Annotated in this window: 20 protein-coding genes; all 20 read left to right on the forward strand. The window is 50.5% G+C overall.

The annotated features are described in order from the left end of the window. The first annotated feature begins 17 nt into the window (after positions 1-17). The 20 genes from DW720_RS06685 (at position 18) to DW720_RS06780 (ending at position 24,432) form a co-directional block, all read left to right on the forward strand. Positions 18-1,295: a peptidoglycan-binding protein gene (locus tag DW720_RS06685; RefSeq protein ID WP_118742491.1), complete on the forward strand. Its 1,278-nt coding sequence runs from the start codon at positions 18-20 to the stop codon at positions 1,293-1,295. A gap of 123 nt (positions 1,296-1,418) precedes the next feature. After that, positions 1,419-2,849 carry an MATE family efflux transporter gene (locus DW720_RS06690; protein ID WP_106999719.1) on the forward strand — a complete coding sequence of 477 codons (1,431 nt, stop codon included), beginning with the start codon at positions 1,419-1,421 and terminating at the stop codon, positions 2,847-2,849. A gap of 199 nt (positions 2,850-3,048) precedes the next feature. Continuing rightward, a complete protein-coding gene (locus tag DW720_RS06695; protein ID WP_107000382.1) occupies positions 3,049-3,759 on the forward strand; it encodes a Bax inhibitor-1/YccA family protein in 711 nt (236 codons plus the stop codon). A gap of 416 nt (positions 3,760-4,175) precedes the next feature. Next, positions 4,176-5,774 (forward strand): GH25 family lysozyme, encoded by a 1,599-nt coding sequence (locus tag DW720_RS06700; RefSeq protein WP_243023708.1) that lies wholly within the window; start codon positions 4,176-4,178, stop codon positions 5,772-5,774. A 966-nt stretch (positions 5,775-6,740) separates the two neighbouring features. Next, a complete protein-coding gene (locus DW720_RS06705) occupies positions 6,741-7,541 on the forward strand; it encodes an OadG family transporter subunit (protein ID WP_118742492.1) in 801 nt (266 codons plus the stop codon). A gap of 28 nt (positions 7,542-7,569) precedes the next feature. Continuing rightward, the gene (locus tag DW720_RS06710; RefSeq protein WP_118742493.1) at positions 7,570-7,926 is read left to right on the forward strand and encodes an acetyl-CoA carboxylase biotin carboxyl carrier protein subunit; all 357 of its coding nucleotides are present in this window, start codon (positions 7,570-7,572) and stop codon (positions 7,924-7,926) included. Between the two features lie 63 nt (positions 7,927-7,989). Next, the gene (locus DW720_RS06715) at positions 7,990-9,141 is read left to right on the forward strand and encodes a sodium ion-translocating decarboxylase subunit beta (protein ID WP_022360208.1); all 1,152 of its coding nucleotides are present in this window, start codon (positions 7,990-7,992) and stop codon (positions 9,139-9,141) included. Positions 9,142-9,421: 280 nt separating this feature from the next. After that, entirely contained in the window at positions 9,422-9,607 is a 186-nt protein-coding gene (locus DW720_RS06720) for an aspartyl-phosphate phosphatase Spo0E family protein (protein ID WP_106999723.1), read from the forward strand. A 230-nt stretch (positions 9,608-9,837) separates the two neighbouring features. After that, positions 9,838-10,263, forward strand: coding sequence for a division/cell wall cluster transcriptional repressor MraZ (gene mraZ / locus DW720_RS06725; protein ID WP_022360210.1), 426 nt, complete (start codon positions 9,838-9,840; stop codon positions 10,261-10,263). Further along, positions 10,260-11,198 carry a 16S rRNA (cytosine(1402)-N(4))-methyltransferase RsmH gene (gene rsmH, locus DW720_RS06730; protein WP_022360211.1) on the forward strand — a complete coding sequence of 313 codons (939 nt, stop codon included), beginning with the start codon at positions 10,260-10,262 and terminating at the stop codon, positions 11,196-11,198. Before mraZ ends, rsmH begins: the two co-directional genes overlap by 4 nt. Positions 11,199-11,289: 91 nt before the next feature. Beyond that, the gene (locus tag DW720_RS06735; RefSeq protein ID WP_022360212.1) at positions 11,290-11,769 is read left to right on the forward strand and encodes a hypothetical protein; all 480 of its coding nucleotides are present in this window, start codon (positions 11,290-11,292) and stop codon (positions 11,767-11,769) included. Beyond that, a complete protein-coding gene (locus DW720_RS06740; protein WP_243099711.1) occupies positions 11,747-13,918 on the forward strand; it encodes a penicillin-binding protein 2 in 2,172 nt (723 codons plus the stop codon). Before DW720_RS06735 ends, DW720_RS06740 begins: the two co-directional genes overlap by 23 nt. Before the next feature lie 245 nt (positions 13,919-14,163). Then, positions 14,164-15,945, forward strand: coding sequence for a penicillin-binding transpeptidase domain-containing protein (locus tag DW720_RS06745; protein ID WP_118742495.1), 1,782 nt, complete (start codon positions 14,164-14,166; stop codon positions 15,943-15,945). 88 nt (positions 15,946-16,033) lie between these two features. Continuing rightward, positions 16,034-16,990, forward strand: a complete 957-nt coding sequence (gene mraY, locus DW720_RS06750) for a phospho-N-acetylmuramoyl-pentapeptide-transferase (RefSeq protein WP_022360215.1) — start codon at positions 16,034-16,036, stop codon at positions 16,988-16,990. Positions 16,991-17,000: 10 nt separating this feature from the next. Continuing rightward, complete coding sequence (murD, locus tag DW720_RS06755) at positions 17,001-18,350, forward strand: UDP-N-acetylmuramoyl-L-alanine--D-glutamate ligase (RefSeq protein ID WP_106999726.1); 1,350 nt, start codon at positions 17,001-17,003, stop codon at positions 18,348-18,350. Between the two features lie 239 nt (positions 18,351-18,589). After that, on the forward strand, positions 18,590-19,744 hold the full coding sequence (locus DW720_RS06760; protein WP_117795227.1) for a putative peptidoglycan glycosyltransferase FtsW: 1,155 nt from the start codon (positions 18,590-18,592) through the stop codon (positions 19,742-19,744). 106 nt (positions 19,745-19,850) lie between these two features. After that, positions 19,851-21,134: a UDP-N-acetylglucosamine 1-carboxyvinyltransferase gene (gene murA, locus DW720_RS06765; protein ID WP_118293738.1), complete on the forward strand. Its 1,284-nt coding sequence runs from the start codon at positions 19,851-19,853 to the stop codon at positions 21,132-21,134. Further along, positions 21,106-21,879 (forward strand): cell division protein FtsQ, encoded by a 774-nt coding sequence (locus DW720_RS06770; RefSeq protein ID WP_233430135.1) that lies wholly within the window; start codon positions 21,106-21,108, stop codon positions 21,877-21,879. Before murA ends, DW720_RS06770 begins: the two co-directional genes overlap by 29 nt. Before the next feature lie 200 nt (positions 21,880-22,079). Next, a complete protein-coding gene (gene ftsZ, locus DW720_RS06775; protein ID WP_022360220.1) occupies positions 22,080-23,306 on the forward strand; it encodes a cell division protein FtsZ in 1,227 nt (408 codons plus the stop codon). A 337-nt stretch (positions 23,307-23,643) separates the two neighbouring features. Continuing rightward, the gene (locus DW720_RS06780) at positions 23,644-24,432 is read left to right on the forward strand and encodes a sigma-E processing peptidase SpoIIGA (protein ID WP_181357137.1); all 789 of its coding nucleotides are present in this window, start codon (positions 23,644-23,646) and stop codon (positions 24,430-24,432) included. Positions 24,433-24,441: the final 9 nt, after the last annotated feature.

Below are 24,441 nucleotides of genomic sequence, written 5' to 3' on the forward strand. Positions count from 1 at the left end.
AATGTGAGGCTGCGTGTATGCGCTATCATTTGTTCGACCGTGTTCGAATCTGTGAGACAACTGGAATGCAGGACGGCTATCTGAGGATCGATGTGGTAAACCGTGAAAACAATTTCCCGATTGAGGGAGCAGAGGTTTCGGTCAGTTATGGCGATTCCGGACAGACGCAGGAAGTGCTTAGAACCAATTTATCCGGGCAGACAGAGGAGATTGCGGTAGCAGCGCCTCCTGTGTCGCTTTCACTGGAAGAACAGAACCGGGAAAAGCCGTATGCGGATTATACGGTGGAAGTGAGGGCAGAGGGCTATGAGTCGGTGAAGGTAAAGGGAACGGAGGTGCTGGCGGGCGTGCTGGCAGTCCAGCCGATCCGGATGATTCCGCTTCCAGCTCAGACCGGAGCGGAGGAGAATATCCAGATTCCGGACCATACCTTATATGGTTCCTATCCGCCCAAGATTGCCGAGGATGAGGTAAAACCAGTGCAGGAGAGCGGAGAGATCGTGCTGAGCCGCGTGGTGGTGCCGCAGACGATCGTCGTGCATGACGGTGCACCGACGAATGCGTCCGCAAAAGATTACTATGTGGCATACCGGGATTATATCAAGAACGTGGCATCGAGCGAGATTTATGCGACCTGGCCGCGCAGCACAATCGTCGCTAATGTGCTGGCGATCATGTCGTTTACGTTGAACCGGGTGTATACGGAGTGGTATCGGAACCAGGGCTACGATTTTACGATTACATCCTCAACGGCATTCGATCACAAATGGATTTACGGGCGCGATATTTTTGAGCCGATCTCAGAGGTGGTGGATGACATTTTTGACAACTATCTGTCCCGCCCCGGTGTGAGGCAGCCGATTCTGACGCAGTACTGCGACGGGCGGCAGGTGTCCTGCCCGGGCTGGATGACCCAGTGGGGATCATGCAGTCTGGGAGAACAGGGATACAGCGCGATTGAGATATTGCGGCGCTTCTATGGAAATAGTATTTACATCAACACTGCGGAACAGATATCAGGAATCCCGATCTCCTATCCGGGGGAACCGCTTAAGGTGGGGGCCAGCGGCGATAAGGTGCGGCAGCTGCAGCAGCAGCTTGACGCGGTGGCGACTGTGTATACAGCGATCCCGCGGGTTACGCCGGACGGGATCTACGGACCCGGAACGGAGGCGTCCGTACGGGCGTTCCAGTCGGTGTTTGGACTTCCGCAGACGGGCGTGGTCGATTTTGCTACCTGGTACAAGATTTCTCATATCTATGTGGGGATCTCGCGGATTGCGGAGCTGAATTGAGTTGGAAATGGGATTTGCGGGAGAAGAATAACGAAAAGACATATGAATTCCTATAGGTGAAATATCTGTGAGCAGGATGCATACAGGAAACAGAGACAAAGAACATAAGAGGGGGTGGATTGGATGAAAGATACCAGACGGGAAGAGGGAGTCAGACAAACCGGGGGGACTGGCCGGGCAAATGCGATCACAGAGGGAGTGATCTGGAAACAGCTTCTGCTATTTTTCTTCCCGATTTTATTTGGAACTTTTTTTCAGCAGCTCTATAATACGGCAGATGCGGTGGTAGTAGGCCGTTTTGTCGGAAAGGAAGCGCTGGCGGCGGTCGGCGGAAGCACATCGATGCTTACGAACCTGCTGGTTGGCTTTTTTGTAGGACTTTCTTCGGGTGCGACAGTTATCATCGCCCAGTTTTACGGGGCGGGACGCGGTCAGCGGGTCAGCGAGGCAGTCCACACGGCGATTGCCTTTTCGCTGCTGTGCGGTATCCTCATGACGGTTGGCGGACTCCTTTTTTCCGACACGGCGCTTCGCCTGATGGGGACGCCGGAGGATATCATGGACAATGCAAGCGGGTATCTGCACATTTATTTTGTCGGAATCACGGCGAACCTCTTATATAATATGGGTGCCGGAATCCTGCGGGCAATCGGTGATTCCAAAAGACCGTTCTATTTCCTTGTGATCAGCTGTTTTACAAACATTGCGCTCGATCTGTTGTTTGTAGTAGGACTTCGGATGGGCGTGCGTGGCGCGGCGGTGGCGACGATTCTTTCCCAGGTGGTCAGTGCGTGTCTGGTATTGGGAACGCTGATGCGTGCGGATGGCTCGTACCGGTTTGAGATCCGGAAAACGCGGATCACACCGGTGATTCTGGTGCGGATCATCCGGATTGGGTTTCCGGCTGGACTCCAGTCGGTTATGTATTCCTTTTCCAACCTCGTGATCCAGAGCAGCGTCAATGCACTGGGAACAGACACGGTGGCGGCGTGGGCTGCATATGGAAAGATCGACAGCACTTACTGGATGATCATTAATGCGCTGGGGATCTCCATCACGACCTTTGTCGGACAAAATTACGGCGCGGGGCGGCTGGACCGTGTGAAACGCAGCGTGTACGTCTGCCTGGGAATTTCCTGTATTATCACGGTGGGGCTGAGCACGATCCTGTATCTGACGGGCGGCTATATTTATCTGTTGTTCACAACGGATGCGGCGGTAATTGCGATCGGCATGAAGATTCTTCACTTCCTGGTGCCGGCATTTGTGACATACCTCTGTATTGAGATTTATTCCGGCGCACTTCGCGGTGTGGGAGACTGCTGGATTCCGATGATTATGACGGCGCTGGGCGTGTGCGTCCTGCGGGTTGTCTGGATCCTGATCGCTGTTCCGATCCGCCCGGATATCCTGACAGTGGTATTCAGCTATCCGCTGACCTGGACGATCACAACGGTTCTCTTTAATATTTATTATTATTTTTTCAGTGCGCTGAAAAAATGGAATGTGCCGCTTCCGTGGAAGAAAAAGAGGCGGGAGCTTCATAACCTGTAAATAGTTATGCATGGTTTCGAAAATGATTGACAAAACGGGGTGGTACTGGATTTTTTTCAGAAAGTGTGATATTCTTATGTTACAAAAGATAGGTGACAGTGTTTCTTCCTGGATGGATGCCGCGCAAGCGGCAGATAAAACGGAGATTCGAAACAGAGGGCAGAGGCACTTGCCGCTGGTCAGAAAGAGAGGCAGAATTATGGGCTATGAACCAATGAATGAGTCCTGGCAGATGGCGGGGGAACGCCATGAGACACTGGGACAGTATGTGGCGAAGACATATTTATGGATGTTTGCAGGGCTTCTTGTGACATTTGGCATCGCATTAGCCGGATACGTGACGGGAGCGATTTTGTATGTATTTCAGGTTCCGTATGCGACCCTCGCATTGACGGGACTGGAGCTTTTGACGGTGATCTGGCTGAGTGCCCGGATTCACAAGTTATCGGTGGGAGCGGCGAGAGGGCTGTTTCTATTCTATGCAGCTTTAAACGGCGTTGTTTTCTCGATGTATTTCCTGATCTTCGGTGTTGTGGAGATGGTGTTTGTATTTGCGGCGACCGCGCTGTTCTTCGGAATGATGGCGGGCGTCAGCCTGATCTTCAAGCTGGACTTGAGCGGAATCCGTCCACTGCTCGTTGGCGGATTGCTGTTTCTGATTCTCTTTGGTCTGCTTTCAATGTTTTTAAATCTAGGCAGCTTTGAGACAGTGCTCTGCTATGCCGGTATCGTGGTATTCTTAGGCTTTACCGCTTATGATACAACCAAGATCCGGGATAATTACCAGATTTTCTCTGCGGATCCGGAGCTGCTTCAGAAAGCATCGGTATTCTCGGCGTTGCAGCTGTATCTCGATTTTATCAACCTGTTTCTGTACATTATCCGCCTGATGAACCGGAATCGGAAATAGGAAAAAATCTTTCAGGAGAACGAAAGTTCCTTTGCAGGAATAAAGAAAAGTGGAATTTTGCGGAAAACTGAATATGCAAAAATGAAATGCCGGAACGGGGGAAAGCTTTGTTCCGGCATTATTGTGTTTTTCTGCTTGAAAATCCTGTTTTTGGCATGGACGGCTTCATTCTTTTAGCAGAAAGGGAAGCATTCTGTAATAAATTTGACAGATTTTATTTAAAGTTTCTCTATTGAAGTGGATGGGGAGTATCTGTTAAACTAGATTATAATAGGGAAAGTCCTGCTGTTGGTTACACAGTGTGTGGATGAACCATATCTGTTTCGCATATGCCCCCGCCGGATCAGGCGGGGAAATGTATATAAAATGGTGAACAGACAACAGGAATAAAAGGATAATCAAGGAGGTTTTTTGGCATGAATCGGAATAGAGTGAACAAAAAAAGGATGGGGGGCGCGCGTGTGCTTTCACGGGCAGCGGCTGGCATGCTGGCAGCAGCGCTGTGCTTTCAGCCGATGACAGCGCTGGCAGGACCGGCGGGAGATTCTTCTCTTACATCGTCATCCTCGAATGCGGGGCCGGGCGGCGGTTCGGTCAGCTCCAATTCGGGAAGTACAGGCAGCTCTGGCGGTTCGACTTCTGTTTCCAATGGAGGTGTGAGCGCGGTCACATCGGGGCTTGGCGTGTACCGGGTGACGGAGAATGAGGGGATCGGTGCGATTGCGCGCGGCGTGGATGTGTCTTACTGGCAGCAGAATGTAAATTGGAGCCAGGTGGCATCGGATAATGTACAGTTTGCGATGCTGGCAACCCGGTTCCGCGGTAATGTGGATCCGTTTTTCGCTATGAACGCGGCAAATGCGAGCCAGGCAGGGCTGCGGCTGGGCGCGTACATTTATTCGTATGCGACTTCGGTCGAAATGGCGCAGCAGGAGGCGGATTTTGTCCTGAATCTTATCAAGGATTATCCTATCTCCTTCCCGGTTGTCTTTGATGCCGAGGATGCTAATACGCTGGGAACTCTGACGCAGTCTCAGGTCAGCGATGTGATCAACGCGTTCTGTAAGCGGATTCAGGATGCAGGATATTATCCGATGGTCTATGCAAATGAATACTGGATTGCCAATAAGATCGATATGTCGAAGATTTCGTATGATATATGGGTGGCAAAATACCAGCAGAAGTATACATATTCAAAGACCTCGATGTGGCAGGCGTCCAACACCGGTTCGGTCAAGGGCGTGAACGGCAATGTGGATATTGATTATCTGTATAAAGATTATACGCAGATCATTCCGGGCAATACCTGGCGGACGATCGCGGGGAACCGTTACTATTATCAGAACCATGTGATGCAGAAATCGGCGTGGATCAACGATGGTCAGAATTGGTACTATATGAATGCGGCGGGCAATCCGTCTACAGGATGGCTGGAGCTTTCGGGCAAAAAGTATTATTTGGAGGCGGACGGTCATATGATTACCGGCTGGAAGACGCTGGACGGCGGCTGGCGTTACTTTGACGCATCTGGCGAACAGGCGACGGGCTGGCGTGCGGTCGATGGAAGCTGGTATTTCATGGCGGACAATGGTCTGATGCAGACCGGCTGGCTGGAGACGGGCGGCAAGAAATATTATCTGAACGCATCCGGCGCGATGCAGGCGGGCTGGCAGAACCTGGGCGGAAGCTGGTATTACTTTGACGGCTCCGGCGCCATGACGACGGGCTGGCAGGCAGTCGGCGGAAAGTGGTATTACATGAATGAGTCCGGCGTGATGCAGACCGGCTGGCTGGATCTTGGCGGTAAGAAATATTACCTGGATGCCAGTGGCGCGATGTACGCAGGTATTACGTTCGAGATGGATGGAAATACCTGGCAGGCAGCGGCAGACGGAAGCTGCACGGTAGTTCTGCCGGAGGAGAATGCGGCGGGAAATGGCGGTTCGACGGACGGACAGACTCCGATAACCGGAAGCCAGTCACCGGTGCAGCCGTCCGGTCCGGCAGGGGTATAATATAAATATGATTTGAACCAGTACCCAGATATTGGAGCTGATTCAGTTAAAAAAATGAAAAAGTAAACAAATTCGAACGGAAATAACTTGCTTTTTTGCCGACCTCATTATACAATGTTAAACAGGCAAAAAAATGGACTTGCTTATGGGATGGAGGAAACCAGCATAAGTAATCTGGCATAACATGACGTTTCAAACTGCTATATCAACTGTATGTGCAAGATAAGCTGCGGCTGTTCCGGTGCGGATTTGACGAAAGATGCGAGGCTCTTCTGGCTGCAAATTAGGAAGAGCCTCGGTATGCGTTATATCGGCAAAAGCGCAGAATCGGGATGGCGGGCACAGAAGTAGTGCGAAAGCGGGGGCGTTTGTCAGCAGGAAACTGTGAAAGCAGTGGTTCGCAGGCAGGCAGCTGCGCTAAGACGCAGGCAGGGAAAGGTCGGAGAATGCAGATTCCGGATTTAGTACTGCATGGAAGCAGCGTGTTTTTACATATTGTATAATGATTATATAATCAGAACCGTCGGCGGAGTTGTAGTGCTAAAAAAGGGATGTCAGTGCGGCTGGCTGCCGGAATCATTTCCGGAAACAGGGGGATGAGGGCAGTGTTTGTCATCAGTCAGGCACCGGACAGCGCTTATGTGAGAATCGAATAACAAGTCAGTGGTACAGATGTTTATGTATGCATGGCTATTAAAGTCGGATTCGCATAGACGGAAGTGCATGCCATTTATGTATGCGGAGGAGATTGTACAATCCTCTGCTGCCGCAGCGTGTCAGATGGAGAATTCCCGGAGTGGATGACAAGCTCTGGAAATTTTGCAAAAACACCTGCAAACACAGATAGGTGGGAAGTATCACGGATGGCGCCATGAAAGAAACAAGGATGCTGTCAGGATATGATTCACGAAGAAAGAGGGACGTCCGTCAAAGCATGGAACGATCTAATTACGAGGTGACACATTTATGAAACAGAATATGAAAAGAATGCTGCTTGTACTTTGCATGGCAGTCTGCTTTTTCGCTCTGTCCGCCTGTGGTAGCGCTTCTGAAGAAGCGGTAGAGCCGATTTCTCCGGAGATCGAGCAGACCATGAGCGATGGCGCTAAGAGCTATCTGGAGCAGTTCGCCAGCTACAGTGACGAAGATCTGGCAGCACAGCTGAAACAGGCTGAGAAGCAGAAAAACACAGTCATTGAGTCTGCAATTTCTTCTTGGACCAGTTCTAAGGACGATTTAGGCAAGATGAGTGAGATTCAGAGCGTGACCGTAGAGCGCGCCGATGATGACAGCTACACAGCAGTTGTTCAGGCTTCCTTTGAGAAGAGAGACTTGACTTTCTCCCTGACCGCTGAGGAGAGCGTAAGCAGCTACGGCGGTACTTCTCTGGTACCGACCGAGTTATCCTTTGTTGTAAACTACAGCTTCGGTGAGAAGATGGAGAAGGCAGCATTAAATACCCTGATGGGTATGGGTACCGTATTCCTGGTACTGATTTTCATCAGCTTAATTATCAGCAGCTTCAAGAAGGTTAACGAGATTGAGGCAAATGTAAAGGCTAAAAAAGCAGGAGCAGAGGCACCGGCAGCAGCACCGGCACCTGTACAGACTGCAGCACCGGCAGCAGCGCCGGCATGTACCGCAGCACCAGCAGCAGGCAATGCGGCAAACGATGGAGAACTGGTAGCAGTTATCACTGCAGCGATCGCAGCAGCAACCGGCGTACCGGCAGACAGCGTAAATATCCGCTCCATTACACGTAAATAATCATCGATAAAATCTGGAGGAATTTAAAATGAAGAATTATACTATCACCGTAAATGGTACAGCATATCAGGTAACCGTAGAAGAAGGATTTGCAGGCGCAGCAGCTCCGGCTCCAGCAGCAGCTCCAGCACCGGCAGTAGCACCGGCTCCAGCAGCAGCACCGGCAGCAGGCGGCGTAACCATCACATCCCCGATGCCAGGTAAGATCCTTGGTATTAAGGCAGCAGCTGGCACAGCTGTAAAACGTGGTCAGGTTATCCTGCTTCTGGAAGCTATGAAGATGGAGAACGAGATCGTAGCTCCTCAGGACGGTACCGTTGCCAGTGTTAATGTTGCAGTAGGCGATATGGTAGAACCGGGCGCAGTTCTTGCTACATTAAACTAATCTAATTTTTATAAAACTGGCTGAAAAAATACGGGATATGTTATTCCGTTTGGAGGAATTAATATGGAATATATAACAACTACATTGTCCAATCTTCTTCAGCAGACAGCATTCTTAAACCTGACATTTGGAAACATCGTTATGATTTTCGTAGCGCTGATTTTCCTGTATCTGGCAATCGGAAAAGGATTCGAGCCGTTACTGCTTCTTCCGATTTCCTTTGGTATGCTGCTTGTAAATATCTATCCGGATATTATGAGATCGATTGAAGACTCATCGAACGGAGTTGGTGGACTTTTACATTACTTTTATTTACTGGATGAGTGGAGTATCTTACCATCCCTCATCTTCATGGGTGTCGGTGCGATGACAGACTTCGGTCCGCTGATCGCTAACCCGAAGAGCTTCCTGCTCGGTGCAGCTGCTCAGTTCGGTATCTACGGCGCTTACTTTATGGCTATCTTCATGGGATTCAACGATAAGGCTGCGGCTGCTATCTCCATCATCGGTGGTGCAGACGGCCCGACCTCTATCTTCCTGGCAGGTAAACTTGGTCAGACAGGTCTGATGGGACCGATTGCCGTAGCAGCTTACTCCTACATGGCTCTGGTTCCGATTATCCAGCCGCCGATCATGAAACTCCTTACCACCAAAGAGGAGAGAGAGATCCGTATGGAGCAGCTTCGTCCGGTATCCAAACTGGAGAAGATTCTGTTCCCGGTTGTTGTTACAATCGTTGTCTGCATGATTCTGCCGACAACTGCTCCGCTGGTTGGTATGCTTATGCTTGGTAACCTGTTCCGTGAGTCTGGTGTTGTTAAGCAGCTGACAGAGACTGCTTCCAACGCCCTGATGTACATCGTCGTTATCTTCCTGGGTACTTCCGTAGGTGCTACTACCAGTGCAGAGGCTTTCTTAAACCTGGATACCATCAAGATCGTAGTTCTGGGTCTGATTGCATTCGCTCTGGGTACTGCAGCAGGTGTTATCTTCGGTAAGATTATGTGCAAGGTAACTCATGGTAAGGTAAACCCGCTGATCGGTTCCGCAGGTGTATCTGCAGTTCCGATGGCAGCACGTGTATCCCAGAAGGTTGGTTCTGAGGCAGATCCGAGCAACTTCCTTCTGATGCACGCAATGGGACCGAACGTAGCTGGTGTTATCGGTACTGCCGTAGCAGCAGGTACATTCATGGCTATCTTTGGCGTGAAATAGGATCGAGCAGATTTATTCTGAATAATGTATTTATATAGTAGGGTGGGATTCTTCGGGATTCTGCCCTATTGTTATATGCAAACGTCGGTTGCTGTTCGCAGGTAGGAATTTTCTGAACTGAAAATCCCGTTGCTGGGCACACGTGTGTGAACAGTAACAAACGTCGTTTTTTGTCGAATTTAATCGGTCGAAATAGTTTGCTTTTTGCTGGTGGAAGACGTAAAATGACAGTGAAGTAAGGAGGAATGGCACTAGAGAATAGAAAAGGAGAATGCATAGGATGGCGGATATGAGAGAAGAATTAGTTCAAAAGATTGAACGGGCAAGACAGCAGCTGAATCAAAATATTGACACAAAGGCAGCATATGACACAATTTATCACTACAGTGTGGAGCTTGACAAACTCTTAAATCAGTATATCGGGCTGGAGACGGAGACTGAAAGAGGGCTGGAGACGGCGCTATAAAATAAGAGTGGAAATAGAAACAAATATAGATAAGTACAGAAAACTCAGGTACATGTGTTCGGAAAAAGAACCGGTGCCTGAGTTTTCTGATTTTTTTTCGATTTAGACCTTGCCATTTTGATGGGCATGTACTAAAATAAACATAACAAGTGGTAGAAAGTGGTGAAAAGTGGAACGAAATGGATTTTCGGGACACAAAAGTGGTACACATCGGATGACGGGTGATTGATATGTTCATGGGAGAATACAATCATACAATCGATGCGAAGGGACGTTTGATCGTTCCGTCGAAGTTCAGGGAACAGCTTGGAGACGAATTTGTGGTGACAAAGGGGTTGGATGGCTGTCTTTTTGTGTACGATAACACCGAGTGGAAAAAGTTCGAAGAGAAGTTACAGGCACTCCCACTTACCAATCAGAATGCCAGAAAATTCTCCCGTTTCTTTCTGGCAGGTGCCTCGGCGTGTGAGGTGGATCGTCAGGGACGAATCCTGCTTCCTTCGGTTCTGCGGGATTTTGCAGGACTCGAGAAGGAGGTTGTTCTGGTCGGCGTCGGAAGCCGGATCGAGATCTGGAACAAGGCGACCTGGGCGGAGAAGAATGTCTATGATGACATGGAAGAGATTGCAGAAAATATGGAAGGCCTTGGCATATGATATTTAATCACAAATCAGTATTATTAAATGAGACGGTTGACAGTCTCTGTGTAAAGCCCCAGGGTATCTATGTGGATGGGACACTGGGAGGCGGCGGTCACGCGAGCGAGGTGGCGGCACGGCTGGGAGACGGCGGACGCCTGATCGGGATTGATCAGGATGCTGACGCGATTGCGGCTGCGTCAGAACGTCTGGCTCCCTTTGGAGATAAGATAACCGTTGTGCGGAGCAATTATGAGCGGATTGCACAGGTGTTAGATGAGCTGGAGATTCCGCAGGTGGATGGAATTTATCTGGATCTGGGTGTTTCTTCCTTCCAGCTTGACACAGCGGAACGGGGATTTACCTATCGCGAGGACGATGCGCCGCTGGATATGCGGATGGATCAGAGAAATGAGCAGACCGCGAAGGACATCGTCAATACCTACAGTGAAATGGAACTGTACCGGATCATCCGGGACTACGGTGAGGATCGGTTTGCGAAGAATATTGCAAAACACATCGTTCAGGCACGACAGAAAAAAGAGATTGAGACGACAGGCGAGTTGACGGAGATCATCCGGGCATCGATTCCGGCAAAGGTCCGGGCGACCGGCGGTCATCCGGCAAAGCGTACGTTTCAGGCGATCCGGATCGAGTTAAACCGGGAACTGGATGTGCTGGAAGATTCGATCGATACGATGATTGAGCGCCTGGCACCGGGCGGACGGCTTTCGATCATTACGTTCCATTCCCTGGAAGATAGAATCGTAAAGAACCGTTTCCGGACGAATGAAAATCCATGCATCTGCCCGCCGGATTTTCCGGTCTGTGTCTGTGGACGCAAAAGCCGCGGCAGGGTGATTACAAGAAAACCGATTCTTCCGACCGATCAGGAGATGGAAGAAAACCCGCGTTCCAAGAGCGCAAAGCTCCGGGTATTTGAAAAATCATAAACAAAAGCATAACTGCACCGCAGAACAGAGATCGTTTCAGGTGCGGGGGAGATAAAAGAGAGAAAAAGCGAAAGAGCAGGGAGGGAACGTTATGTCTGTCAGAAGGAGACAACATGTATCGGCCTCCACGTATGTGGACGGTAATACCGTGCGAAAAGTTCAGAGAACCGTGGAGATAAGACCAGAAAGAGATGAGAGAGAGGAGTACCGGCATAAACACGCCGTGCGCCGCAACCAGGAAAAGGCGCTTTACATGAACGGACCGTATGTGCTGGCGCTGACCATCGCTGCGCTGATCACGCTGGTTTTATGTATGAATTATCTGCATAAGCAGGCGTCGATCACGACCCGTATCAACCACATTGAGGATCTGGAGTTGAAACTGGAAAACCTGAAGTCTGAGAATGATGCACTTCAGACCCGGATTGACACGTATGTGGATCTGGATCATGTATATAAAGTGGCGACCGAAGAGCTCGGCATGGTATATGCAAATAAGGATCAGATTCTTTTATATGACAAGACGGAAAGCGAGTATGTAAGACAGTATGAGGACATCCCAAAACACTAACGGCAGACAGACCTTTCGGAAATATATGCAGGAAAAGCTGGCAATTACCGTCCTGGTAATTATGCTGGCTTTGTTTGCATTGGTGCTGGTGCTTTATAATCTGGTAAAAAGTAAGGGCGAGTCGTACAATCAGATAGTCCTGAGCCATCAGGACTATGAGAGCCGCACGATTCCCTACAAGCGCGGCAATATTATCGACCGGAACGGGACGTATCTGGCGATTAGCAAGAAAGTTTACAATCTGGTCATCGATCCGAAGCAGATTCTGGATACGGAGGAAAACTACCAGTATCTCGATGCCACGCTGGACGCGCTGGTGGAGTGCTTCGGTTACAAGCGGGACGAGCTGCAGGCGATGATCGAGGAGAAAAAAGACAGCCAGTATGTGATCTATGCGAAACAGCTTCCAGCGGAAGACAAAGAGAAGTTTGAGACTTATGAGAAGGACAAGAACAAGGAATACCGGGCGCTGCCGACGGAGGAAGGCGGCAACCAGCGTATCACGGGCGTATGGTTCGAGGAAGAATATAAGAGAACGTATCCGTACAATGAGCTGGCATGCAATGTGGTTGGTTTTGCCCTCAAGGATGGCAATGCATCCGGCGGTGTTGAACAGTATTATAATGATATCCTGAACGGTGTGAGCGGTCGTGAGTATGGTTATTTAAACGGCGATTCGAACGTCGAGCGAACGGTAAAACCGGCGCAGAACGGAAAGACGCTGGAGTTGACGATCGACGTCAACATCCAGAAGATTGTCCAGAAATATCTGGATGAGTGGCAGGCGGGCATTGGAAGTAATCTGGCGGCGGCGATCGTCATGGATCCGAACAGCGGTGAGATCCTGGCGATGGATACGACGACCCGTTACAATCTGAATGATCCGTACAATTTAAGCACCTACTATACGGATGAGGAAATCCAGGCGATGGATGAAAAGACGAAGTCCGAGGCGTGGTATAAAATGTGGAGAAACTTCTGCGTGAGCGACTCTTATGAGCCGGGTTCTCCACAGAAAGCATTTACGGTAGCCGGGGCGATCGAGGAAGGCGCGATTTCCGGAAACGAGGTCTTTGAGTGCGGCGGAAAACTGCATTTCGGAGACTGGGATATCCGGTGTGTTGCCCGAGCCGGCCACGGACCGCTGACGATCACACAGGGATTGATGAAATCCTGCAACGTCGTTATGATGCGTATTGTATCACTGGAGGGAAAAGAGAAGTTTGTCCAGTATCAGAAGATTTTCGGATTTGGCGAGAAGACGGGCATCGACCTTCCGGGCGAGGCGTCCGGTCTGATTTATCAGGCATCCAATATGGATCCGGCATCTCTGGCGACCAACGCATTTGGACAGAACTATAACTGTACGATGGTGCAGATGGCAGCTGGATATGCGTCCTTAATCAACGGCGGTTCCTATTATGAGCCGCATGTGGTAAAAGAGATTCTGAACGACGAAGGATCCGTTGTCAAATCCGTTTCCCCAAATCTGGTGCGAGAGACGGTTTCGGAATCGACCTCGAACTTCATTAATAATGCGCTTTACCAGACAGTATCAGGTGATGGCGGTACCGCGGGCGCGGCGGCAGTTGCTGGTTACGAAGTGGCTGGTAAGACAGGTACGGCGCAGAAGCAGCCGCGTGCGGAGAAGAATTATCTGGTTTCCTTTATCGGATATGCACCGGCATACAATCCGCAGGTACTCTGCTATGTGGTAGTAGATACCCCGCATCTGCCGGGCGAGCAGCAGGCACATTCGACTTTTGCCAGCGAGATTTTCAGCAAGATCATGGCGGAAGTCCTTCCATATAAGAATGTATTCCCGGCAGGCGGCGCGGCACAGGATCTCGAGACCAATCTTTCCAGCCAGGAAGAAGGCATTATAAGCGGCACAGCAACCGAGGATCCGAATGCAGCTGAAACACCGGCAGAGACGACTCCGGCTCCGGAGGGCGGCTGGGCGAACTACGATGAGGAATTTATCGATTCCGGAGACGAGTACAGCTATCCGGATACGATGGGAAATGTGCAGGATGAATCGGCGGCGGTTGGAAACGGAGAAACGTCTGGAACGGGCAGAGACACCGGAACAGCGGATAATGCCGGAGAAACGGCAGCTTCCCAGGAAGCGCAGGCAGCGGGAGATTAAGAATTGTGCCTGTCGGGAAGACTTATCTATCTTGTGTGGAAAATACGTAACTGTTCACAGGTAGGAATTTTCTGAACTGAAAAATCCGTACGATACAGTTCTGGCAGCAGATTTTGCCGATTTGGAATGCGTAGCATCGGCAAAATCCCGTTGCTGTGCACACGTGTGTGAACAGTAACGAAAATACAGAATAAAGAAACGGTTCTTATGATATACTGTAGCAATGAGATCAGACAGGAAGCAGTATGAATCGGAACCGGACGCATCACAGAGGAAGAACTGTCTTTTTGTGCGCCGCCATCTGCCTGTGCATGGCAGGATTGGCGGGGAGACTGTTCTTCCTCATGCTGTATAAAGCGGATTATTACAGCCAGATGGCGGAGGAGCTGCATCAGCGGGAGCGCAGTATCAAAGCGCCGCGCGGGCGGATCCTTGACCGGAACGGAACGGTGATCGCTGATAACCGGACTGTGTGTACTATCTCAGTGATTCATAATCAGGTAAAAGATCCGGAGACAGTTATCCGGGTTTTAAGCGAAGAACTGGGACTTCCGGAGGCGGAGGTGCGGAAAAAGACGGAAAAGCGATCTTCCAGGGAGGTGATCCAGTCCAATGTAGAGAAAACGCGGGGCGATGCGATCCGGGCAATGCGCCTGGAGGGGGTCAAGGTGGATGAGGACTATAAACGATATTATCCATATGGACGTCTGGCATCGAAAGTGCTGGGATTCACCGGGGGAGATAATCAGGGGATCATCGGTCTGGAAGTACAGTATGAGAAATATTTAAAGGGCACGGATGGCAAGATCCTGACGCTCACGGATGCAGCGGGGATCGAGCTGGAAAATGAGGCGGAGGATCGCATCGAGCCGGAGGCAGGGCGGGATCTGCAGGCGAGTCTGGATGTCAATATCCAGATGTACGCGGAACAGGCGGCGTACCAGACGATGCAGAAAAAGAATGCGAACCGCGTCTCGATCATCGTGATGAACCCGAAGAACGGGGAAATCTATGCAATGGTAAATGCACCGGAGTTTTCATTGAATGAGCCGTTTGAGCTGGTGACAGATAAAAAAAACGAAGATTCAGAAACAGAAGAAGACATATCCTGGAAGAACGAAGTGCAGTCACACGCAGCATCAGCGCAAAATAAACAAGCTCTCCTCAATCAGATGTGGCGCAATCCCTGTTTAAATGATACATACGAACCGGGGTCTACATTCAAAATCGTGACCGCCGCTGCGGGACTGGAGGCGGGCGTGGTCAACCTGACTGACCAGTTTTCCTGCCCGGGATTCCGGATCGTGGAAGATCGAAAGATTCGGTGTCACAAGGTGGGCGGACACGGCGGGGAGACGTTTTTACAGGGAATGATGAATTCCTGCAATCCTGTTCTGATCGATGTCGGGCAGCGGCTGGGACCGGAGCGGTACTATCAGTATTTTAAGCAGTTTGGTCTGCTGGGAAAGACTGGGATTGATCTGCCGGGTGAGGCGGGGACGATCATGCACCAGCCGGATCAGATCGGACCGGTGGAGCTGGCGACCGTCTCTTTTGGGCAGTCGTTTCAGATCACGCCGATCCAGCTCATTACAACGTCATCCTCCCTGATCAACGGAGGCACGCGCATTACACCGCACATCGGGATCCGTGCCGTGCGGGCAGATGGTCAGGCAGTCCACGTGTTTGCCTATCCAAAAGGAGAGAGGATCTTATCGGAGCAGACGAGTGAGACGCTGCGTTATATTCTGGAACAGGTGGTGGCGGAGGGGAGTGGAAAAAACGCCCGGATCGAGGGCTACCGGATCGGCGGAAAGACGGCAACCTCGGAGAAACTTCCAAGGAGCCGGAAAAAATATATTTCCTCATTTTTAGGGTTTGCACCGGCGGACGATCCGCAGGTGATCGCGCTCATCACCATCGATGAACCGGAAGGAATCTACTATGGCGGGACGATTGCCGCCCCGGTGATCCGCGATCTGTTTGAGGTCATTTTGCCGTATCTGGGGGTGGAGAAAAGAGGTTGATTATTCCCCTAAAAAGACGTATACTATTGAAGTGTATAATTTGAGGAACTATCTCTGTATACATAGGAAGATAAGTTAGAGGTGTGACATGGTAAATGAAACAATACTGGCGGTTATCATCGCATTTGTGGTCAGCGCAGTGCTGTGCCCGATCGTGATACCGTTTCTCCACAGGTTGAAATTCGGACAGCAGGTGCGCGATGACGGACCGCAGACGCATCTGAAAAAGCAGGGAACCCCGACGATGGGCGGTCTGGTAATTCTTTCCAGCATCATCATTACGTCTCTGCTCTATATCCGGGATTATCCGAAGATCATTCCGGTGCTGTTTATGACCGTCGGATTCGGCGTGGTTGGATTTCTGGACGATTACATCAAGATCGTGATGAAACGTTCGGAGGGCTTAAATCCGATCCAGAAGCTGATCGGACAGTTTGTGATCACAGGTATTTTTGCCTATTATATTGTAACCTCACCGGACATCGGAACAGGGATGCTGATTCCATTTACCGGCAAGTATTTACAGCTTCCGGTCTGGCTGTTTGTACCGGCACTGTTCTTCATCATTCTGGGAACTGACAATGGCGTGAACTTCACAGATGGTCTGGACGGTCTGTGCACCAGTGTGACGATTCTGGTAGCAACGTTCTTTACGATCGTGGCGATCGGGGAGAACAGCGGCATTAGCCCGATTACCGGCGCAGTAGTTGGAAGTCTTCTGGGCTTTCTTCTGTTCAATGTCTATCCGGCGCGTGTGTTTATGGGCGATACCGGTTCACTGGCACTTGGCGGTTTTGTTGCTTCCAGTGCCTTTATGATGCAGATGCCGATCTTTATCGCGATCGTGGGTCTGATTTATCTGGTGGAAGTATTATCTGTTATTATTCAGGTAACCTATTTTAAGAAGACGGGCGGAAAGCGCTTTTTCAAGATGGCGCCGATCCATCATCATTTCGAGCTCTGCGGATGGTCTGAGACCAGGGTCGTAGGCGTATTTTCGATTATTACGGCAATCCTTTGCCTTATAGCATACTTAGGATTATAGGAGGAAGATTATGAGTCAGAAAGTATTAGTAGCAGGAACAGGTATCAGCGGTATTGCAGCTGCAAAGCTCCTTCTCTCAAAAGGCGGGGAGGTAGTGCTTTACGATGGCAATGAAAAACTGGATCCAGAGGAGCTGAAAAAGAAATTTGACGAAGGCGCGACGATCACGTTCGTCCTCGGAGAGCTGAAAAAGACGGATTTGTTAGGCGTGGAGCTGGCAATTTTAAGCCCGGGCATCCCGACCGATGCACCGTTTGTAGAGATGATCCGTGAAACCGGTATTCCGATCTGGGGCGAGATGCAGCTTGCATATCACTGTGCAAAAGGACGTATGGCAGCCATTACCGGCACGAACGGAAAGACAACGACGACTTCCCTGACCGGCGAGATCATGAAGTCATTCTATGACAGCGTATTTGTAGTTGGAAATATCGGTGAGCCGTTTGCATTCCACGCATTGGAGACAACGGATGAGACCGTAACCGTCGCAGAGGTATCGAGCTTCATGCTGGAGACCATGACTGATTTCCACCCGAATGTAAGCGCTATTTTAAATATTACCCCGGATCATCTGGATCGTCATAAGACGATGGAATGCTACATCGAGACGAAAGAGAGCATTACCAAGAACCAGAAAGAGGGCGATGTCTGTGTCCTGAACTATGAGGATCCGGTACTGCGTGAATTTGGTGAGACTTTAAAAGACATCAAGGTGGTATATTTTTCCAGTCTGCGTACCCTGAAACAAGGTTTCTACCTGAAAGAGGATGAGATTGTATACAACGACGGCGAGAAAGAGACCGTGATTGTCAATATCCACGATCTGAAGCTACTTGGCCGTCATAACCATGAAAATGTTATGGCAGCGGTTGCTATCAGTATGAACATGGGCGTTCCGCTGGAGAAGATCCAGAAGGTGATCAAGGAATTCAAGGCAGTTGAACACCGCATTGAGTTTGTAACCGAGCGTTTCGGCGTCAAATACTACAACGATTCCAAGGGAACCAACCCGGATGCAGCAATGCAGGCGATCAAGGCGATGCCGGGACCGACCTTATTAATTGCAGGCGGATATGATAAGCATTCCGAGTTTGACGAGTGGATCGAGAGCTTTGGCGGAAAGGTACGCTATCTGGTGCTGATCGGCCAGACCCGCGACAAGATTGCCGAGTGTGCAAAACGCCACGGCTTCAATGATATCATGTACGCGGAAGATCTGCAGGAGGCTGTACAGGTATGTGCATCCTACGCAAATCCGGGCGATAACGTCCTGCTTTCACCGGCATGTGCAAGCTGGGGGCAGTTCAAGAACTTTGAAGAGCGCGGACGCAAATTCAAAGAGTTTGTGAGAAATTTGTAATACCAAGGTTCAAAGGTCGGAAATCCGACGCAAGATTGCTTGCAGGAGGAATTGTGACTTTTGAGAATTGCGGAGTGCAAAGCACGCAGCAATTCGGTATTGGAAGAATAAAGGCTTAATGTATTTAAGGGGGCTGTCGCAGCCGGCATTTGTCTGCGGCAGCCCTGATTTGAAGGAAAAACTGCCGTTTACAGGCAGAATTTCGAAACTGTAACAACAAAAAGCAGGGGAGTGGAAGTATGCCGGAACCGGGAAAAATTAAAAAGAAAAAACCACATCGGTTTTATGATTACAGTCTGCTGTTTACCATCATTTTCCTGACGGTATTCGGACTGATCATGATTTACAGCGCGAGCTCCTATAAGGCGCAGCTTGATTACGGCAATCCGGGATATTTTATGCTTCGTCAGGCGGGCATCGCGGGTGTCAGCTTTGTTGCGATGTATATCGTCTCCAAGATAGATTATCACTGGTTTGCGCGGTTTGCGATGCTGGGATATATCGTTTCATATGTGACGCTGCTTCTGACGCGTTTTACACCTCTGGGCGTGGCATCGCATGGTAAGAAGCGCTGGCTGCGCCTGGGACCGCTCCAGTTCCAGCCGACCGAGATTGTCAAGATTTCCCTGATTCTGCTTCTGGCGGTTCTGATTGCCAATCTGGGCGTGCGGATCAACCAGCTGCGGGCAGTCGGATTTATCGTGGCGCTGTCGGCGCCGCTGGCACTTTTAGTTACGGCGAACAACTTAAGTTCTGGTATCATCATCTGCGGCATCGTGTTTGTGATGCTGTTTGTGGCGTGCAAGATCAAATGGCCGTTTTTTCTCTGCATCGGAGGCGGCGTTGGACTTCTGGCGGTCGCCCCTTATATAGGGCATTTGCTGGTAAAGCTCCATATCCTGAAGGATTATCAGCTGGGACGAATCAATGTCTGGGTCAACCCGGTGCAGTATGCACGTTCCGGCGGTTATCAGGTGCTCCAGGGTCTGTACGCGATCGGTTCCGGCGGTCTGTTTGGAAAGGGACTGGGCGAGAGTCTCCAGAAGCTCGGTTTCGTGCCGGAGGCGCAGAATGATATGATTTTTTCGATTATCTGTGAGGAATTAGGTCTGTTTGGCGCGATTTCGGTCATTCTGATTTTCATGTTTATGATTTACCGCTTCATGGTAATTGCTGGAAATGCACCGGATCTGATGGGTGCGATGATCGTGATCGGCGTGATGGCACACATCGCGATTCAGGTTATCTTAAATATCGCGGTTGTTACGAATACGATCCCGAACACGGGTGTTACGCTGCCGTTTATCAGTTACGGAGGTACGTCCGTCATGTTCCTGATGCTGGAGATGGGGATGGTGTTAAGCGTCTCGAACCAGATTAAGCTGGAGCAGTAGGAATATTTGGCGGAGTTACATATTTACTTCGGGAAATATAGAAAATGAGAACCATTTTCTCTCGTTGGCATATAATAATACATAGATGCCGGTGGGAGGGGATTGTTTGGCTTTCATCGAGATTCACGGACCGTGCCGGATTCAGGGCGGACTCACGGTGCAGGGGTCGAAAAATGCAGTTTTGCCGATGATGGCGGCGTCAGTGTTAAACCGCGGAATTACCGTGCTTGAAAATGTCCCCAGAATACAGGATGTGTTCTGTATGATGGGGATTCTTGATTCTCTGGGATGCCGGTGTGCGTTGCACGGAAACCGTCTGGAAATCGATACTTCGAAGATGAATGGCTGGCGGATCGAGCAGAAAGCGATGGGGAAAATGCGCTCGTCCATTATGCTTTTGGGAGCGCTCCTGGGACGCTTTTGCGAGGCGGGTGTCTACAGCCCCGGCGGATGTATGATCGGAAAACGTCCAATCGACTGGCATTTGCGGGCACTCCGTGCGCTGGGCGCGGAAATACAGGAACCGGAGTCGGACGGCTTCCTGCATGCACAGACAACGGGACTTCGCGGGGCAGAGATTATTTTTCCGTTCCCGAGTGTCGGCGCGGTGGAAAATGCCCTGTTTGCCGCTGTGGCAGCGGTGGGGCGGACGGTTCTGCGGGGATGCGCGCGGGAACCGGAGATTGGACAGCTGTGCCATTTCCTAAATGGTATGGGGGCATCGATCCGGGGGATCGGGACGGATGCGCTGATCATAGAAGGCGGATTGCCGCTTCATGACAGCCGGTTTGTGATCGGCGGCGACCGGATCGTAGCCGGGACCTATCTTCTTGCCGCTGCGTCCTGCAGCGGTGAGGTGATCGTGGACGGCGTGCAGACACAGGAGCTGCGTGCATTGACCGGGGTGCTGGAGCATATGGGCGTTTCGCTTTATCAGGAACCGGAACTTATATATGTACACAGCGGACAGCGCCTGCGGGCGGTATCGGTGAAAACCGGACCGTATCCGGCGTTTCCGACCGATCTGCAGCCGTTTTTGATGGCGGCGCTGTCACGGGCAGATGGAACCAGTATGCTGCGGGAGACGGTATTTGAAAACCGGTTTGGCACAGCGGCGGAGCTTCAAAAAATGGGGGCGAACATCGAATGCAGCGGGAACATTGCTCGGATTGACGGAGTGGAAACCTTGCGGGGAGCTTTGGTGCGTGCCCGTGATCTGCGGGGCGGTGCAGCCCTGACGGTGGCAGCCCTGGGGGCGGACGGATGGACCAGAGTATCAGAATGTGAACATATTGAGCGGGGATATGAAGATATTTGCCGGGACTTGCGGGCATTAGGAGCAGAGATCCGGCGCCGGGAGGATGATGGAGATAGAGAAGATACAGATTGAAAAAAAGACAGAGGAAAAGGTATGGCGCCGCCGTGGAAAAAAACATATCTGGATCACGGCGGCAGCACTTCTTGTGGCAGCCGCGTTTTTTGTCGGTCTGTCGCTGCTTCAGATCAATACAATCCATGTCAGTGGAAACCGGCAATATACGGCAGAGCAGATAGAGGCGTCTATTTTCGATTCGCGGCTGAGCCGGAATCCGGTGTTCTGCTATCTGCAGTACCGCTTCCGGCCGCACAAGTCAATTCCGTTCGTGCAGGATTACAAGCTGGTGTTCCGCAGCCCGTCGGACGTGGAGGTGATCGTCTACGAGAAGAGTGTGGTTGGTTACGTTTCCTACATGAACAGCCGGATGTATTTTGACAAGGACGGCATCATTGTGGAGAGCACAAGCGAGACATTGCCGGGTGTGCCAAAGATTGCCGGACTTTCCTTTGGACATATCGTGCTGCATCAGCCGCTGCCGGTCGAGGATATCAGCGTTTTCAACGAGATTCTGAACCTGACGCAGGTGCTGTCGGTCAACGAGGTTGCGGTGGACGAGATCCGTTTTAATAAGGAAAAGGAAGCGACGCTTCAAATCAGGAGCTTGAAGGTTGAGCTGGGAAGCAACAGTGAGATGAACGGGAAACTTTCGGAGCTGACGGATATTCTGCGGGATTATCCGGATCTGTCCGGAACCCTCTATCTGGACAGCTACGATGAATCGAATGCAAATCCGATGTACCGGTTTGATAAAAACTAGGAAGAATCGGCAAAATCCGTTACTGGCACGTATGCGTGAACAGTAACATTGTGACTGGTTTATTGAAAATTTATAAAAGAAACGATTGATTTTTTGCTGAAAATCAAATATAGTATTAGGTAGGCTAGATTTAAAAGACCCTAATTTTAGTATAAAAATGATAAAACCGGAATAGATGGGAAAATGAAGGAGGAAGTATCTTGTTAGAGATAAAGATAAATGAAGCAGAGAACTCTGCCAGAATTATAGTAGTAGGTGTCGGCGGAGCCGGTAACAACGCTGTCAACCGTATGATCGATGAAGATATTGCCGGTGTAGAATTTATCGGTATCAATACAGATAAGCAGGCACTGCAGTTCTGCAAGGCGTCCACAGCTATGCAGATTGGTGAGAAGCTGACCAAGGGACTTGGTGCAGGCGCAAAGCCGGAGATCGGTGAGAAAGCAGCTGAGGAAAGCCAGGAAGAATTGGCACAGGCTCTCAAGGGTGCAGATATGGTATTCGTTACCGCAGGTATGGGCGGCGGTACCGGTACAGGTGCAGCTCCGGTTATTGCACGTATCGCAAAAGATATGGGCATTCTGACGGTCGGCGTTGTCACAAAGCCGTTCCGTTTCGAGGCAAAGACCCGTATGAGCAACGCGCTCAATGGTATCGAAAAACTGAAAGCAGCTGTCGATACTCTGATCGTTATCCCGAATGATAAACTTCTTGAGATCGTAGACCGCCGTACCACGATGCCGGATGCACTGAAGAAAGCAGATGAGGTTCTTCAGCAGGCAGTACAGGGTATTACCGACCTGATCAATGTTCCGGGTCTTATCAATCTTGACTTTGCAGATGTTCAGACCGTTATGGTGGACAAGGGTATCGCTCATATCGGTATCGGTCATGCGAAGGGTGATGACAAAGCACTTGAGGCTGTTAAGCAGGCTGTATCCAGCCCGCTGCTTGAGACAACCATCGAGGGTGCAAGCCACGTTATCATCAATATTTCCGGCGATATCAGCCTGATCGAGGCAAATGACGCAGCCAGCTATGTACAGGAGCTTGCAGGCGACGATGCCAATATCATCTTCGGTGCGATGTACGATGAGAATGCACAGGATGAGGCGACGATCACTGTTATTGCGACTGGACTGGATTCCCACGGTGTGAACACACCGGTCGCAAAAGCGATGACTGAGTTCAAGACTCCGTTCAAGGCAAAGACGACTGGCAATACATACGCTCAGCCGGCAGCACAGACTGCAGCGGCAGCGCAGCCGACCTACAAGGCACCGACCTTCCGTGCACCATCTGCAGCAGCACCGGCACAGCCAGTCGCTCCGAAGGAAGCACCGCAGTCGGCACCGGCACAGCCGTTCCGCCCGATGCGCCAGGAAACACAGATCAATATTCCGGATTTTCTGAGAAATAAGAAATAATATAAGAGTGAGAGATGAACTGCTCTTGCTTTAGCAAAAATACAAAATATATACAGAAGCAGTTGTTTTTGGAAGAGACACGCATTAGAAGTGAAAATTTTTGATGCGTGTTTTTTTGTGTAATAGGAAATTCCTTGGAATCCCCTATTACACAAAAAGGCACATTCTTTTTTATCGTCGATTCAGACCTTCGACTTATGTCGAATCTATTCAAATTTTACGTTTTTCCCCCGATTTTTGGCGATCAAAACAGGCGTTTTGCACCCTCGGTTTGACAAATTTTGCGGAACTTTTTTCTTATAATATCCCGTGTCGGACAGAAAGGTGGGAAGAGACAGTGACCTATCGTGTGTATGCGGATGTCATCCTGCTGCAAAATCTGGCAGCGGATTTCCTGCTTCTGTCGGTGGTGAAGAATTGCCTGCGTCTGCCGGAACGCCGGTATGGGCGGTTGGCAGGGAGTCTTCTGGGAGCCGTGTATGCGTTAGGAATGGTGTTAGCTCCGGTTCCGCTGGGATATGCCGGGCGGATGCTCCTAAGCGCCACGATGAGCGTGCTGATGGCATGGACGGCATTTTCCATCCGTAGGAAGTCGGAGGCGGCAGAAGCCGCGATCGGGCTTTACATAGCATCTATGCTGGCGGCTGGCTGCATGGAACTGGTTCAGCCGCTTGGAATACGGGTGAATCTTCTGTTCTGGCTGTTTACCGCGGGGGGGAGTTTTCTGATTCCATCTGCGGTGTGGCGGTTTGGTATGCAGCGGTGTATGAAGCTGGAACACCAGTACGCGGTAACGCTTTTTAACAAAGGCAGGGAGCGGCATGTGCAGGCGATTCTCGACACAGGCAACCATCTGACGATGCCGCTTTCGGGGCGTCCGGTGCAGGTGCTGGATGCGTGTGTGGCAGAGAGATTTTTTTCCTGGGAGGACGGTGTCCAATACATCCCATTTCGGAGTGTCGGAAAGGGCGGCGGCGTGATTCCGGCATATCAGGCGGAGCGGATGGAAGTGTCCGGTCAGGGCGGTATGCGGGTGATTGAGAAGCCGTGGATTGCCATTTCACAGGAGGCGCTGTCGCAGAAGGGCGAGTATCAGATGCTGCTCAATGAAAAATATTGGTTGTGAAGAAAAACA

The sequence above is a fragment of the Clostridium sp. AM27-28 genome (genome assembly GCF_003480955.1).
In the GTDB taxonomy this organism is placed as follows: Bacteria; Bacillota; Clostridia; order Lachnospirales; family Lachnospiraceae; genus Otoolea; species Otoolea fessa.

Excerpts from the sequence above, each read along its gene's own strand:
- murD (WP_106999726.1), top strand. The coding sequence starts at position 17,001 with ATGAGTCAGAAAGTATTAGTAGCAGGAACAGGTATCAGCGGTATTGCA.
- DW720_RS06735 (WP_022360212.1), top strand. The coding sequence starts at position 11,290 with ATGTCTGTCAGAAGGAGACAACATGTATCGGCCTCCACGTATGTGGAC.
- DW720_RS06700 (WP_243023708.1), top strand. The coding sequence starts at position 4,176 with ATGAATCGGAATAGAGTGAACAAAAAAAGGATGGGGGGCGCGCGTGTG.
- DW720_RS06695 (WP_107000382.1), top strand. The coding sequence starts at position 3,049 with ATGGGCTATGAACCAATGAATGAGTCCTGGCAGATGGCGGGGGAACGC.
- DW720_RS06770 (WP_233430135.1), top strand. The coding sequence starts at position 21,106 with ATGATGGAGATAGAGAAGATACAGATTGAAAAAAAGACAGAGGAAAAG.
- mraZ (WP_022360210.1), top strand. The coding sequence starts at position 9,838 with ATGTTCATGGGAGAATACAATCATACAATCGATGCGAAGGGACGTTTG.
- DW720_RS06745 (WP_118742495.1), top strand. The coding sequence starts at position 14,164 with ATGAATCGGAACCGGACGCATCACAGAGGAAGAACTGTCTTTTTGTGC.
- DW720_RS06705 (WP_118742492.1), top strand. The coding sequence starts at position 6,741 with ATGAAACAGAATATGAAAAGAATGCTGCTTGTACTTTGCATGGCAGTC.
- mraY (WP_022360215.1), top strand. The coding sequence starts at position 16,034 with ATGGTAAATGAAACAATACTGGCGGTTATCATCGCATTTGTGGTCAGC.
- DW720_RS06685 (WP_118742491.1), top strand. The coding sequence starts at position 18 with ATGCGCTATCATTTGTTCGACCGTGTTCGAATCTGTGAGACAACTGGA.
- rsmH (WP_022360211.1), top strand. The coding sequence starts at position 10,260 with ATGATATTTAATCACAAATCAGTATTATTAAATGAGACGGTTGACAGT.
- DW720_RS06710 (WP_118742493.1), top strand. The coding sequence starts at position 7,570 with ATGAAGAATTATACTATCACCGTAAATGGTACAGCATATCAGGTAACC.
- DW720_RS06740 (WP_243099711.1), top strand. The coding sequence starts at position 11,747 with ATGAGGACATCCCAAAACACTAACGGCAGACAGACCTTTCGGAAATAT.
- DW720_RS06690 (WP_106999719.1), top strand. The coding sequence starts at position 1,419 with ATGAAAGATACCAGACGGGAAGAGGGAGTCAGACAAACCGGGGGGACT.
- DW720_RS06760 (WP_117795227.1), top strand. The coding sequence starts at position 18,590 with ATGCCGGAACCGGGAAAAATTAAAAAGAAAAAACCACATCGGTTTTAT.
- DW720_RS06720 (WP_106999723.1), top strand. The coding sequence starts at position 9,422 with ATGGCGGATATGAGAGAAGAATTAGTTCAAAAGATTGAACGGGCAAGA.
- DW720_RS06715 (WP_022360208.1), top strand. The coding sequence starts at position 7,990 with ATGGAATATATAACAACTACATTGTCCAATCTTCTTCAGCAGACAGCA.